At 70.2% G+C, this 13,419-nt stretch carries 15 protein-coding genes; 2 read left to right on the top strand and 13 right to left on the bottom strand.

What is annotated here, in order from left to right; genetic code table 11:
- Positions 1–52 precede the first annotated feature (52 nt).
- Entirely contained in the window at positions 53–997 is a 945-nt protein-coding gene (locus ACODT0_RS08510) for a DMT family transporter (protein WP_413761807.1), read from the top strand.
- A 75-nt stretch (positions 998–1,072) separates the two neighbouring features.
- Complete coding sequence (locus ACODT0_RS08505; RefSeq protein ID WP_172705405.1) at positions 1,073–1,594, top strand: DUF4329 domain-containing protein; 522 nt, start codon at positions 1,073–1,075, stop codon at positions 1,592–1,594.
- A 28-nt stretch (positions 1,595–1,622) separates the two neighbouring features.
- Here the strand turns inward: ACODT0_RS08505 and ACODT0_RS08500 are convergent, their stop codons facing one another.
- From ACODT0_RS08500 to ACODT0_RS08440, 13 genes are read right to left on the bottom strand one after another with little or no spacing between them, the layout of a single operon-like run.
- Positions 1,623–2,600 carry a 2-dehydropantoate 2-reductase gene (locus ACODT0_RS08500; protein ID WP_489041059.1) on the bottom strand — a complete coding sequence of 326 codons (978 nt, stop codon included), beginning with the start codon at positions 2,598–2,600 and terminating at the stop codon, positions 1,623–1,625.
- Positions 2,601–2,616: 16 nt separating this feature from the next.
- Positions 2,617–3,417, bottom strand: a complete 801-nt coding sequence (locus ACODT0_RS08495) for a class II aldolase/adducin family protein (RefSeq protein WP_203203723.1) — start codon at positions 3,415–3,417, stop codon at positions 2,617–2,619.
- Between the two features lie 18 nt (positions 3,418–3,435).
- Complete coding sequence (locus ACODT0_RS08490; protein ID WP_489041058.1) at positions 3,436–4,425, bottom strand: Bug family tripartite tricarboxylate transporter substrate binding protein; 990 nt, start codon at positions 4,423–4,425, stop codon at positions 3,436–3,438.
- Positions 4,426–4,459: 34 nt separating this feature from the next.
- A complete protein-coding gene (gene ilvD / locus ACODT0_RS08485; RefSeq protein ID WP_489041057.1) occupies positions 4,460–6,196 on the bottom strand; it encodes a dihydroxy-acid dehydratase in 1,737 nt (578 codons plus the stop codon).
- A gap of 37 nt (positions 6,197–6,233) precedes the next feature.
- Positions 6,234–6,698, bottom strand: a complete 465-nt coding sequence (locus tag ACODT0_RS08480) for a nuclear transport factor 2 family protein (RefSeq protein ID WP_057592746.1) — start codon at positions 6,696–6,698, stop codon at positions 6,234–6,236.
- 19 nt (positions 6,699–6,717) lie between these two features.
- Positions 6,718–7,548 (bottom strand): 4-hydroxy-2-oxoheptanedioate aldolase, encoded by an 831-nt coding sequence (gene hpaI / locus ACODT0_RS08475; protein ID WP_479671303.1) that lies wholly within the window; start codon positions 7,546–7,548, stop codon positions 6,718–6,720.
- A 17-nt stretch (positions 7,549–7,565) separates the two neighbouring features.
- Positions 7,566–8,369, bottom strand: coding sequence for a 2-oxo-hept-4-ene-1,7-dioate hydratase (gene hpaH, locus ACODT0_RS08470; RefSeq protein WP_208510159.1), 804 nt, complete (start codon positions 8,367–8,369; stop codon positions 7,566–7,568).
- Positions 8,370–8,386: 17 nt separating this feature from the next.
- Positions 8,387–8,794, bottom strand: coding sequence for a 5-carboxymethyl-2-hydroxymuconate Delta-isomerase (locus ACODT0_RS08465; protein ID WP_208510161.1), 408 nt, complete (start codon positions 8,792–8,794; stop codon positions 8,387–8,389).
- Positions 8,795–8,807: 13 nt separating this feature from the next.
- A complete protein-coding gene (locus tag ACODT0_RS08460; protein WP_093343981.1) occupies positions 8,808–9,635 on the bottom strand; it encodes a DODA-type extradiol aromatic ring-opening family dioxygenase in 828 nt (275 codons plus the stop codon).
- On the bottom strand, positions 9,632–9,967 hold the full coding sequence (locus ACODT0_RS08455) for an aromatic ring-opening dioxygenase subunit LigA (protein WP_489041056.1): 336 nt from the start codon (positions 9,965–9,967) through the stop codon (positions 9,632–9,634). The genes ACODT0_RS08460 and ACODT0_RS08455 overlap by 4 nt, the downstream gene beginning before the upstream one ends.
- A 2-nt stretch (positions 9,968–9,969) precedes the next feature.
- Positions 9,970–10,944 (bottom strand): tripartite tricarboxylate transporter substrate binding protein, encoded by a 975-nt coding sequence (locus ACODT0_RS08450; protein WP_296738410.1) that lies wholly within the window; start codon positions 10,942–10,944, stop codon positions 9,970–9,972.
- Entirely contained in the window at positions 10,941–12,407 is a 1,467-nt protein-coding gene (gene hpaE / locus ACODT0_RS08445) for a 5-carboxymethyl-2-hydroxymuconate semialdehyde dehydrogenase (protein ID WP_489041055.1), read from the bottom strand. The genes ACODT0_RS08450 and hpaE overlap by 4 nt, the downstream gene beginning before the upstream one ends.
- A 13-nt stretch (positions 12,408–12,420) precedes the next feature.
- Positions 12,421–13,404 (bottom strand): Bug family tripartite tricarboxylate transporter substrate binding protein, encoded by a 984-nt coding sequence (locus tag ACODT0_RS08440; RefSeq protein WP_057592753.1) that lies wholly within the window; start codon positions 13,402–13,404, stop codon positions 12,421–12,423.
- Positions 13,405–13,419 lie beyond the last annotated feature (15 nt).

Here is a 13,419-nt window from a genome sequence, read left to right as displayed (position 1 = left end):
CGCCTCGGGCCCTGCGCATGGCGCGCGGGCACCGGCATCGAACAGGCGGAGTATGGATTCAAAGCGCGCGGGCGGCATCGCCCTCACCCCCGGCGGCGTGCCGGCCCGGCCCGGCTTCGGCATGGCCGAACTCATGCTGCTGCTGGTGGCGGCGGTCTGGGGCGGCAGCTATGCGGTCGCCAAGCAGGCCACGCTGCAACTGCCGGTGCTCGAATTCATCGCGCTGCGCTTCGGCCTGACCTTCCTCGTGCTGCTGCCGGCGCTGCGCCCGCTCGTCGGGCCGCAGTGGCGGCAGGGGCTCGCGGTGGGCGGGCTGCTGGGCGCGAACCTGCTCGCGATCTTCGTCTGCGAGACCTTCGGCGTCTCGCTCACCAGCGCGAGCAACGCCGCCTTCCTGATCAGCCTGTGCGTGGCCTTCACGCCGCTGGCCGAGTGGTGGCTGCTCGGCGAGCGGCCCGCGCCGCGCGTGTTCGCGGCCGCGGCGATCTCGCTCGCGGGCGCCGCGCTGCTGTCGCTGAGCGCGCATGCCTCGGCCAGTTCGGCCGGCCTGGGCTGGGGCGACGCGCTGATGGTCGCGGCCGCCGTGCTGCGCGCCCTCATGGTCTGCCTGACGCGCCGCCTCGCGGGCCGCCATGCGCTGCCGGCGCTCACGCTGACCGCGGTGCAGGCGGGCACCATGGCGCTGGGCGCGGCCGCGCTGGCGCTCGCGGTGTCGGGCGGCGCCTGGCATCTGCCGCCGGCCACGGCCTCGTTCTGGTGGGGCATGGCCTACCTCGTGCTGCTGTGCACCGTGTTCGCCTTCTTCGCGCAGAACCATGCGGCCTCGCGCACCAGCCCGAGCCGGGTGTCGCTGCTGATGGGCAGCGAGCCGGTGTTCGGCGCGCTGATCGCGGTCTGGGGCTTCGGCGAACGGGTCGGCCCGGGCGGCTGGATCGGCGGCGCGATGATCGTCGCGGCCGCGTGGTGGGTCACGCTGCCGCCGCGCGCGGCGCGCTGAGCCACCCGGGTCCGCCGATCGTCATACGCAGTCCGTCGGATGGCCGTGCGCTCGCACGGGAGCCACACTCGCGCCATGGCCGAACCACTTCCCGCACCCGCTTTTCCGCCCCAGTACGAACTCTTCGGCACCGTGACCGAGGCCGCGCGCGCCGCGCTCGAGTCGGTGCTCATCGAGTCGATCGAACGCCGCAAGGAGTTCGGCGGCATGATCTGCCAGCAGGGCAACCAGTTCTTCGCGATGCCGCCGCGCGAGGGCGACACCAACACGGTCGACGTGGGCCATCGCCTGGGCAACAAGGGCTGCCCCGAGGGCACGACCGCGGTCGCCTACTATCACACGCACCCGGCCTACAAGGGCGCGGGCATGAACATGAAGCCCGACCGCTTCTCGCCCGAGGACCGCGGCGTGGCCGACGACTTCGGCATCGATGCCTACGTGGGCAGCGTCTCGGGACTGTTCCTGCGCTACGACCACCGGTTGCGCAAGATCATGGTGGCGGGGCCGCGCCTGCGCAACGCACGAGACCTGCCGATGCCGGCCCCGCCGAAGAAGCGTCGCACCACGGCCGGCGGCCGCTCGCTGTCGATGGCCTGAGCCGTGCGGTCCGGCCGGCGGCGTGCGTTCAGTACAGGCCCAGCTGCCGCGTCTTCAGGCGCGCCAGGCCCAGCAGCGCATCGGTGAACGGCGTCGCCACGGCGGTCAGCTCGCCGAGCTCGCGCACCACGGTCACGAGCGCGTCGAGCTCGACCGAGCGGCCGGCCTCCACGTCCTGCAGCATCGAGGTCTTGAAGGCGCCGAGCTTGCGCGTGACCGCATGGCGGTCTTCCGGGCTCTGCGCGATCTCGATGCCGATGCTCCGACCGATCTCCTTGGCCTCGAGCATCACGGCCGAGATGAAGCCGCGCACGTAGTCGTCGCCCATGATCAGGTCGGTGGTGGCACCGGTCAGCGCGCTGATCGGGTTCACCGTCATGTTGCCCCAGAGCTTGAACCAGACGTCGCGCTGGATCTGCGGCGACAGCGTGGTCTCGATGCCCGTGGCCTGCAGCAGCTCGACCAGCTTCTTCACGCGCGGCGTGGCCTCGCCCGAGGGCTCGCCCACGATCAGGCCGTTGCCGAAGTGGTGCCGCACCACGCCGGGCGCGTCGAGCGAGCAGCTGCAGTGCACCACGCCGCCGATCACGTTGGCCGCGGGAATGGCGCGCGCGATCGCGCCGTCGGGGTCGACCGCGCCCAGGCGGTGGCCCGCGATGGGACCGCCGAAGCCGCCCTCGAGGAACCACCAGGGCACGCCGTTCATCGCGGTCAGCACCATGGTGTCGGCGCCGATCAGCGGCGCGATGCGCTCGGCAACGCCGGCCAGCGCCGGCGCCTTGACGGCGATCACCACCAGGTCCTGCACGCCGAGTTCCTCGGGGTCGGCCACCGCGTTGACCGGCACGCGCGTGCGCACGTCGCCGCGCATCAGCGAGAGGCCGTCGCGCTGCAGCGCTTCGAGCGTGGCGCCGCGCGCCACCACGTTGAGGCGCTGGCCCGCTTGCGCGAGGCCGACGCCGATCCATCCGCCGATCGCGCCGGCGCCGTAAATGCAGATCTTCATGGTCGGATCGTAGCGGTCAGGCGCGGTAGGAAGGATCGATGCGGTCGACCTGGCGCACCAGGGCATTGAACACGTCCTGGCCGGCGCCGTGCGCGGGGCTGAACTGCAGCGCGTCGCGCGTGCAGCGGCTCGCGATCTCCTCGCTCACGGGGATCGCGGCGCCCATCGAGAAGGTCGCCATCTGGATCTCGCAGGCGCGCTGCAGGGTCCAGAGGATCGCGAAGGTCTGCGGCAGCGTCTGGCCCCAGGCCAGCAGGCCGTGGTTGCGCAGGATCACGGCGTTGCGGTCGCCGATGCTCTTGAGCAGGCGCGGGCCCTCGTCGGCGTGAATGGTGATGCCCTCGAACTCGTGGTAGGCCACCATGCCGTGCAGTTGCGCGGTGTAGAAGTTGGTCTGCTGCAGGCCGCCCTGCAGGCAGGCCACGGCCACGCCCGCGGTGGTGTGCGTGTGCATCACGCAGTGCGCGCCCTCGAGGCCGTCGTGGATCGCGGCATGCACCGTGAAGCCGGCCGGGTTGACCGGGAAGGTCGAGCCGTCGAGCACACGGCCCTGCAGGTCGATCTTCACCAGGTTGCTCGCCGTGACCTCGCTGTAGTGCAGGCCGAAGGGATTGATCAGGAACTGCTTCTCGCCACCGGTCACGCTGTCGGGCAGCCGCACCGTGATGTGGTTGTAGATCATCTCGGTCCAGCCCAGCATCGCGAAGATGCGGTAGCAGGCCGCGAGCTCCTCGCGCGCGGCGCGCTCGTCGGGATGGATCGAGGGATGGACCAGGGCCGACGCGGACGACGGCGTGGTGGTGGCGAGAGGGGTCATTGCAGTTCCTTCATGGGGTTAGCCTTCCGCGGTGAAGCCGACCTCTTTCACGATCGGCGCCCACTTGGCGGTGTCTTTCTTCAACAGTTCGGTCAGCTCGGCGGGCGTGGAGGACATGGCTTCCAGGCCGAAGGTGCCGAGGCCGTCGATCACGTCCTTCTGCGCCAGCGCGTTCTTCATCGAGGCGTTGAGCTTCGCGACCAGCTCGGGCGAGGCCTTGGCCGGCAGGAAGAAGGCGAACCACTCGCTGTGCGCCATGTCCTGGATGCCCTGCTCGCCGAAGGTCGGCACGTCGGGCGCGAAGCGGCTGCGCTTGGCGCCCGAGACGCCGAGGATGCGCACCTTGCCCGTGGGCAGGTGCTGCGTGATGTCGCCGATCGGGCCCGACACCGCCGAGATGTTGCCGCCCAGCAGGTCGAGCATGGCCGGCTGCGTGCCGCGGTAGGCCGCATGCTTGAGCTCGACGCCGCCCTTCTTGCCCAGCAGCGCGCCGATGAAGTGCGGCGTGGAGCCGGCCGCCGGCGAGCCGTAGTTGGCGCCGGCCGGGTTGGCCTTGGCCCAGGCCAGGAACTCGGGCACGGTCTTCACGCTGGCCGGCACGGCCGGGCCGACCGCGAAGCCGAAGTCGAAGATGCAGCCGATGGACACGGGCGTGAGGTCGACCATCGGGTCGTACGGCAGCTTCTTGTAGATGTGCGGGTAGATCGTGAGGATCGAGGTCGGCGTCTGCAGGATCGTGGTGCCGTCGGCCGGGCGGCCCTTGACGTAGCTCACCGCGATCTGGCCGCCCGCGCCGGTGCGGTTCTCCACCACCGCCGCGCGCGCGTAGTCGGGACTCAGCTTGGTCGCGACCCGGCGGCAGATGGTGTCCGAGGTGCCGCCGGCCGCGAAGCCGGTGACGATGGTCGCGGTCTCGATGCCGGCCTGCGCGAAGGCCCGTTGGCCGATGCCGGCAAGCAGCGCGGAGGCGCCGGTGGACTGCAGCAGCTGGCGGCGGGTGAAGCTCATGATGGTTCTGTCTCCGGGTAACGGTGGTTGGGGGTCAGGACTCGTCGCGCAGCCAGGTGACCGCGCCCGAATGGGTCACCGCGCCCTGGTGGGCCGGGCGCACGGTGAGCGCGTATTTTTCCAGCAAGCCACCGCGCGGGACCCCCGCGTTTACTCCACGTCCGGCGAGGCGCCGCGCGATCTCCTCGTCCGCCAGTTCCACCGAAATGGTGCGCGCCGCCGCGCGCGCGTCGATCGCGATCAGGTCGCCGTCGCGCAGCGCCGCGATCGGTCCGCCGTCGGCCGCCTCGGGCCCGGCATAGCCGATGCACAGGCCGCGCGTGGCGCCCGAGAAGCGCCCGTCGGTCAGCAGCGCCACCTTGTCGCCCATGCCCTGGCCGTAGAGCAGGGCGGTGATGCCCAGCATCTCGCGCATGCCGGGGCTGCCCTTGGGGCCCTCGTTGCGGATCACGATCACGTCGCCCGCTTCGTACAGCCGGTTCTGCACCGCCGTCTGGGCCTGCTCCTCCGAATCGAAGACGCGCGCCGGGCCGCGGTGCACCAGCGTCTGCAGGCCGGCGGTCTTGAGCAGCGCCCCGTCGGGGCAGAGGTTGCCCTTGAGCACCGCCAGCCCGCCGTCGCGCGTGATCGGGTTGCCGGCCTCGCGCACCACGCGGCCGTCGGGCGCCAGGGCGTCGGCCAGTTCCTCGGCCATGGTGCGGCCGGTGAAGGTGAGCACGTCGCCGTGCAGGAAGCCCTGCTCGAGCAGCGTGCGCAGGATCACGCCGGCGCCGCCGATGTAGAACACGTCGCGCGCGAGGTAGCGTCCGCCCGGGCGCAGGTCGGCGATGAGCGGCGTGCGCGCGAACACCTCGGCCACGTCGTCGAGGTGGAAGCGGATGCCGGCCTCGTGCGCGATCGCCGGCAGGTGCAGCGCGGCATTGGTCGAGCCGCCGGTGGCCGAGACCACGGCGCAGGCGTTCTCGAGCGCCTTGCGCGTGACGATGTCGCGCGGCAGCGGGCTGTCGCCCATCACGGCCTTCATCAGCGTCCTGGCGGCGCGGCGCATCAGCGGCGCTCGCTCGCTGAACACGGCCGGCACCATGCTCGAGCCGATCGGCGCGAGGCCCAGAGCCTCCGACACCATGCCCATGGTGTTGGCCGTGAACTGGCCCGCGCAGGCGCCGGCCGTGGGCAGGCAGGCGCGGCTCATGGCGTCGAGCTCGTCGTGCGTGGCCGTGCCGGCCAGCACCTTGCCGATGGTCTCGTAGGTGTCGACCACGTTGAGGTCGCGCCCGTCGGGCCCGGGCATCTGGCCCGGCAGCGCCGAGCCGCCGTGCACGAACACGCTCGGCACGTTGCAGCGCACCATGCCCATCATCAGGCCCGGCAGGTTCTTGTCGCAGGCGCCGATCGCGAAGATGCCGTCCCACTGGTGGCCGCGCACCGAGGCTTCCACGCTGTCGGCGATCAGCTCGCGCGAGATCAGCGAGAAGCGCATGCCCGAGTGCGCCATGGTCAGCCCGTCGCTGACCGACACCACCGGGCATTCGTGCGGCGTGCCGCCGCCCGCGTAGATGCCGGTCTTGGCATGCTGCGCCTGCTCGCGCAGGTTCAGGTTGCACGGGCTCATCTCGCCGCCGGTGTGGAACACGCCGACGTGCGGGCGCTCGATGTCCTCGTCGTCCTGGCCCAGCGCATGCAGGAAGCTGCGCGTGGTCGCGCGGATCGTGCCCTCGCGGATGGTGGCGGAACGGAAGCGCGGCGGCTTGGGGTCGGTGGGCGTGGTCATCGGCTGGCGGCGGGCTGGCTCGGGAAGGGGGAAAGGATCAGAACATGCCGTTGCGGTTGGCGGCGGTCTCGGGCACCGGCTGGATCACGTCCCAGTGCTCGACGATCTTGCCGTTCTCGAGCTTGAAGATGTCGACGATCGCGTTGCCGCGCGTGCCGGGCTCGCGCACCGCGTGCACATGCAGGATCACGTAGTCGCCCTCGGCGAAGCTGCGCTTGATCTCGCTCTTCGAGTTCGGGAATTTCTCGCGCAGGAAGGCGATGAACTTGCGGAAGCCCTCGGGCCCGTCGGCCGCGGTCGGGTTGTGCTGCACGTAGCGGTTGCCCACGTACTGGAGCGCGGCCTCGGCGTCCTTCTGGTTCAGGCCCTTCTCGTAGAAGGCCAGCACGGCCTGGCGGTTGGCTTCCTGTTGGGCGCCGGGGCCGGTGGCGGGGAGCTGGGCGCAGGCGGAGAGGCCCAGCACGGCGGCGGCGGCGAGGAACTTGAGGGCGAGGCGGCGCATGCGGACTCCTGTCGTTGCTTCAGTAGCTGCTGGGAGCGGGCGCGGCCGGGACGGCGCCGTCCTTGAACTTGGCGGCGAGCTGGCGCGCGGCCGCAGCCAGCACGATGGTGTCCACGCCCACGGCCACGAAGGTGGCGCCGGCCGCGAGCCACTTGCGCGCCTGCTCCTCGGTGGTCGAGAGGATGCCCGCGGCCTTGCCGGCCTTCTGGATGCGCGCGACCGCGTCGGCGATCACCGCCTGCACCTCGGGATGGTTGGGCTGGCCCACGAAGCCCATCGAGGCCGAGAGGTCGGCCGGGCCGATGAACACGCCGTCGACGCCGGGCGTGGCCGCGATCGCGTCGAGGTTCTTCATCGCCTCCACCGTCTCGGCCTGCACCAGCAGGCAGGTCTGGGCATTGGCTTCGTGCAGGTAGTTCGGATAAGCCTGCCAGCGCGAGGCCCGCGCGAGCGCGCTGCCCATGCCGCGGATGCCCTCGGGCGGATAGCGCATGCCCTGCACCATGCGCGCGGCCTGCTCGGCGGTGTCGACCATCGGCACCAGCAGCGTTTGCGCGCCGATGTCGAGGTACTGCTTGAGCAGCGTGGTGTCGCCCACGGGCACGCGCACGATCGGCTGCGGCCGGGTCGCGCCCTCGGGCAGCGCCGACCAGGCGCTCGAGATGCCCTGCAGCTGCGCGAGCACCGAGCGCACGTCGTTGGGCGCGTGCTCGCCGTCGACCAGCAGCCAGTCGTAGCCGGTGCCGGCCAGGATCTCGGCCGCGTAGCCGTCGGCCAGGCCGACCCACAGGCCGATCTGGGCGCGCTTCTCGGCCATGGCCTTCTTGAACAGGTTGATGGGGGTGTGCATGAGGGATTCCGAAAAGGTCAGACGAGGCGGAACGACACGGCGCCCAGCGGGCCGTAGTCGGCATGGAAGGTGTCGCCGGGCAGCGCGGTGGTCGGGCGCGTGAACGAGCCGCCGAGCACGACCTCGCCGGCTTCCAGGTGCTCGTCCCAGGGCGCGAGCTTGTTCGCGAGCCAGGCCACGCCGGTGGCCGGATGGTTGAGCACGGCCGCGGCCACGCCCGATTCCTCGATCACGCCGTTCTTGTAGAGCAGCGCGCTGACCCAGCGCAGGTCGACCGCATCGGGCTTCACGGGCCGCCCGCCGATCACGATGCCGGCATTGGCCGCGTTGTCGGCGATGGTGTCGAAGACCTTGCGCGGCGCCTTGGTGTGGCGGTCGAACTGCTCGATGCGCGCATCGATGATCTCGATCGCCGGCACCACGTAGTCGGTGGCCGCGAGCACGTCGAAGATGGTCACGCCCGGGCCCTTGAGCGGCTTGCCGAGGATGAAGGCCAGCTCGACCTCGATGCGCGGTGCGATGAAGCGCGTGAAGGGGATGTCGCTGCCCTGCTCGAAGAACATGTCGTCGAGCAGCGTGCCGTAGTCGGGCTCGGTGATCTGGCTCGACTGCTGCATCGCGCGCGAGGTCAGGCCGATCTTGTGGCCCTTGGCCACGCGACCCTCGGCGATCTTCTGCCGGACCCATTCGCGCGAGATCGCATAGCCGTCCTCGATGGTCATCTCGGGAAAGCGCTTGGAGAAATGCTCGACCTGCACGCGCGAGCGTTCGCTCTCGTGCAGTTCGGCCGCGAGCCGGGCGATGGTGTCGGAAGAAAGCATGGCGGTGTGTGTGGGGGTCAGCTCTTGTTGAACAGGGGATGCAGGTTGCTGTGCTTGCCGTCGTAGACCTGGCCGGGGCTCTCGTCGATCTGCAACGTGATGCCGATGTGGCGTTGCGAGAAGACGGGCTCGAAGTGGCTTCGCACCCTGGCCAGCAGTTCGTCGCCGGCCTTCTTCTTCACGGCCTCGGAGCGGCCTGCGGCCATGCGCAGGTTGAGGTAGACGAAGGCATAGTCGGCCTGGCCGTCGGCCACCGCGTAGTGCGCGGCCGGGTAGGCCAGCACGCGCGTGCCGCCGGTCGGGAACACCGGCTTGCCGGCTTCGTCGCGCTGCTCGAGCATGGTGTCGGCCAGCGTGCGGCACAGCGCCGACATGTCGGTCTCGGCCTCGATGTTGGGCGTGTAGAGGATCACCAGGTGCGGCATGGTCGTGCTCCGTTCAAACCACCGACATCGTCGCGGCCGTGCAGGTCACCGCGAAGATCGGAATGGCCTTCATGTGGAAGATCTCTCCCTGGCCGCGCGCGGCCGCGGCCACGCTGAGGAAGGTGCGGATCTCGAAGCCGCCCTGGCCGGCTTCGCGGTAGGTCGCCTCGTCGCCGTAGTCGTCGAGCGACAGCAGCGCCTCGCGGTCGTTGGCGCACCAGCGGCGCATGAACTCGGCGTCCCACTCGGCATTGACCTTGCCCGAGTCGGGCGTGGCCGGCCAGTGCGAGATGCCGCCGGTGCCCACCAGCGCGATGCGCTCGGGCACCTTGTCGCAGGCGCGGCGCAGCGCCTCGCCGAAGGCCCAGGCGCGGTGCAGCGGCGTGAGCGGCGGGCCCTGGCAGTTGATGTTGACCGGGATCACCTTCGTGTCGAAGTTCGGCGTGAGGAAGTTCAGCGGCACCATGATGCCGTGGTCGAACTTCCACTCCTCGGCATAGGCCACGTCCACCGTCTGCATCACCTCGCGGATCAGCCGTTGCGACAGCGCGGCGTCGCCCGGGATCGTGTGCTTCTCGATGCCGAGCCACTTCGGGTCCTCGATCGGGCCCTCGTAGCTGTCGGCCATGCCGATCGCATAGGCCGGCATGTTGTTCATGAAGAAGTTCGCGAAGTGCTCGGCCGCGATCACGATCACCGCGTCGGGCTTGGTCGCGCGCATGGCCTCGCCGAAGCGATGGAACTGCGCGTGGAACTCGTCCTTCACCGCCGGGTCGGCGAGATGCGCGCGGCCGGTGATGCCGGGGGCGTGGCTGCAAACGCCTGCGAATACGAGACTCATACGCCCGCCACCTTTTCGTCTGTGCTTGTCGTCATTGCATAGATGCCGGCGCGCACCGGTCCGTACTTGCGCACGCCCTCGCGCATGGCCTCGAGGTAGTCGGCCCACGGAATGCCCAAGAGCGGCGCGAAGTGCATCAAGAGCTGCCCGTTGCAGCCCAGCACGTAGAGCTTGCCGACGTCGCCGCCGTCGATCGCTTCGCGCTCCTCGTCGCTGAGGTCGTAGCCGCCGAGCAGCGCCTTGCGCGTGTCGCCGCCTTCGGCATAGCGCCGCTGCACCTCGGCATCGCGGTTGAGCGCGAACAGGAATTTCTGCATCGCATAGAGGCTCATGGTCAGCCCTCGATCTGGATGTTGGCCTTGCGGATCACGTCGCCGTACTTCGCGATCTCGCTCTGGACGAAGACCGCGAAGCGCTCGGGCGAGCCCGACAGCGACGCGATGCCGCCCTTGCGGAAGGCCTCGGTCACCACCGGTCCCGCGAGCGCGCGGTTGACCTCGGCGTTCACGCGCTGCACCACGGCGTCGGGCGTGCCGGCGGGCGCCAGCAGGCCGTTCCACGAATTGGACTCGATCGCCACGCCCTGTTCGGCCAGTGTGGGAATGTTCGGCGCGTACTGCGAGCGCTGCGCGGTCGCCATGCCCAGCGCCACCAGCTTGCCGCCCTCGACATGGCCGCGGAACTCGGGCCAGTTGCCGAACATCATCGTGACCTGGCCGCCGAGCAGGTCGGTCAGTGCCGGGCCCTGGCCCTTGTAGGGCACGTGCACGATGTCCAGGCCCATCTGCAGCTTGAGCATCTCGCCCGAGAGGTGGGCCGAGGTGCCGTTGCCGAAGGAGGCGAAGCTCAGCGTGCCGGGCTTCGCCTTGGCCTGGTTGCGCAGGTCGGCCAGCGTCTTGAGGCCGCTGCCCGGATGGGTGGCGAGCACGTGTTCCGACATGCCCATCAGCGCCACCGGGCGCAGGTCCTTCAGCGTGTCGTAGGGCAGCTTGCGCACCAGCGTCTGGTTGGCCGCGAAGCTGTTGGCCACGCAGACGAAGCTGTAGCCGTCGGGCGCGGCCTTGGCGACCGTGTCGACGCCGATCACCGTGCCCGCGCCGGGCTTGTTCTCGATCACCACGGGCTGGCCCAAGGCCTTCGCGAGCTCGGTGCCGACCAGCCGCGCGACGAAGTCGGTGGTGCCGCCGGGCGGGAAGGGCACGACGATGCGCACCGGCCGGGCCGGCCACGCGGCCTGGGCGCGCGCCAGCATCGGCAGGGCCGCGAGCGCGGCCGTGCCTTGCAGCAGCGTGCGGCGCGCGAGGTTCATGCCACGCCCCAGTGCGGAATGTGGTGCGAGCCCATCGATACCGCCACGTTCTTCGGTTCGCAGAACACCTCGTAGCTCCAGGTGCCGCCTTCGCGGCCGGTGCCCGAGGCCTTGGTGCCGCCGAAGGGCTGGCGCAAGTCTCTGACGTTCTGGCTGTTGACGAAGCACATGCCGGCTTCCACCGCGGCGGCCACGCGGTGCGCCTTGCCGATGTTCTCGGTCCAGACGTAGCTCGACAGGCCGTACTGGATGTCGTTGGCCAGCTCGATGGCATGCGCCTCGTCGCGGAACGGGATCAGGCAGGCCACGGGGCCGAAGATCTCGTCCTGCGCGATCTTCATGCGGTTGTCGACGTCGGCGAACACCGTGGGCACCACGTAGTTGCCCTTCTTCACGCGGTCTGGCAGGTTGCTCGGTGCTTCGAGGCCGCCGCACAGCAGGGTGGCGCCTTCCTTCGGGCCCAGCTCGATGTAGCTGCGCACCTTGGCCAGGTGGGCCTGCGAGATCATCGGGCCGACGATGGTCTTCTCGTCGAGCGGGTCGCCCACCGTGATGCGCCTTGCGCGCTCGGCGAACTTGGCGGCGAAGTCGGCGTAGATCGACTGCTGCACCAGGATGCGCGAGCCGGCCGTGCAGCGCTCGCCGTTGTTGCTGAAGATCATGAACACGGCCGCGTCGAGCGCGCGGTCGAGGTCGGCGTCGTCGAAGATCACGAACGGGCTCTTGCCGCCGAGCTCCATGCTGAACTTCTTGAGGCCCGCGCTCTTCACGATGCGGTTGCCTGTGGCGGTGGAGCCGGTGAACGAGATCGCGCGCACGTCGGGGTGCGCCACCAGCGGCTCGCCCGCGTCCTTGCCGTAGCCGTGCACCAGGTTCAGCACGCCGGGCGGAATGCCGGCCTCGAGCGCCAGCTCGCCCAGGCGCGCGGCCGACAGCGGCGAGAGCTCGCTCATCTTCAGCACGGCCGTGTTGCCGAAGGCCAGGCAGGGCGCGACCTTCCAGGTGGCGGTCATGAAGGGCACGTTCCACGGGCTGATCAGCGCACACACGCCGACCGGGTGGAACAGCGTGTAGTTCAGGTGCGTGGGCGTGGGGTAGGTGTGGCCGTCGACGCGCGTGCACATCTCGGCGAAGTAGTAGAAGTTGTCGGCCGCGCGCGGCACCAGCTGCTTGCCGGTCTGCGCGATGACCTGGCCGCAGTCGTTGGTCTCGGTCTGCGCGATCTCGGGCACGTTCTTCGCGATCAGGTCGCCGAGCTTGCGGATCAGCTTCGCGCGCTCGGGCGCGGGCATGCCGGCCCACTTGGGGAAGGCTTCCTTGGCGGCGGCCACGGCCGCGTTCACCTCGGCCTCGCCGCCGGAGGCGACTTCGGCCAGCACTTCCTGCGTGGCGGGGTTGACGGTCTCGAAGTAGTCCGAGCCCTTGACGGACTTGCCGCCGATGAGATGGTCGATCTGTTGCATGAGGGAATCCGGTTCAGTCCAGTTTGATGTCGCGCGCCTTGATCAAGGCATGCCATTTCTTGCGCTCCGCATCGGTGTAGCGCGTCATTTCGGTGGCGTCGGCGGGGCGGGCCTCCCAGCCGGCGTCATAGAGCTTCTGGCGCACGCCGGCATCGGCCATGGCCTTCTGCAGCTCGGTGCCGAGCTTCGCCTGCACTTCCTTCGGCGTGGCCGCGGGCACGACCAGGCCCTGCCAGGTGTAGGCCTCGACGTTGGCGAAGCCCAGTTCCCTGGCGGTGGGAATGTTCGGCAGCTGCGGCACGCGCTCGGCCGACATGGCGAGCAGCGGCACCACCTTGCCGGCCTTGACCGCGCTCACGCCGCTGGGCAGGTCGAGCATCATCAGCGCGACCTGGCCGCCCATCAGGTCCTGCAGCGCGGGCGCGCCGCCCTTGTAGGGCACGTGCAGCATCGACACGCCGGCTTCGCGCTGGAACAGTTCGTAGGCGAGATGGTGCGGACTGCCGGTGCCCGGCGTCGCGATGCTGTACTTGCCGGGCGAGGCCTTGAGCGCGGCCAGCAGCGCCTTCGCATCGGCGATGCCCGCATTGGGCGCGGCCGTGATGATCAGCGGCGAGCGGCCCATCATGCCGACCAGCGCGAAGTCCTTCTCGGCGTCGTAGGGCAGCTTCTTGTAGAGCGCGGGGTTGTAGACCAGCACGCCGTTGTCGGCCGAGAACACGGTGTAGCCGTCGCCGGCCGAGCGCGCCACGTTCTCCGACGCGATGATCGCGCCGGCGCCGGGCCGGTTGTCGACCAGCACCGGCTGGCCCAGCTGCTGCGACACCTGCGCGCCCACGGTGCGCGCGAGGAAGTCGGTGCCGCCGCCGGCCGGATAGCCGACCACCCAGCGCACCGGCTTGGCGGGGTAGGCGGTCTGTGCGACGGCGAGGGCCGAGACGGCCAGCGCCATCGTGGCTGCGGCCACGGACTGGAGGAGCTTCTTGCCGGTGATCATGTCGTGTCGTCTCCG

The sequence above is a fragment of the Variovorax sp. FG153 genome (assembly GCF_057809595.1).
This window is presented reverse-complemented; position numbering and strand designations above follow the sequence as displayed.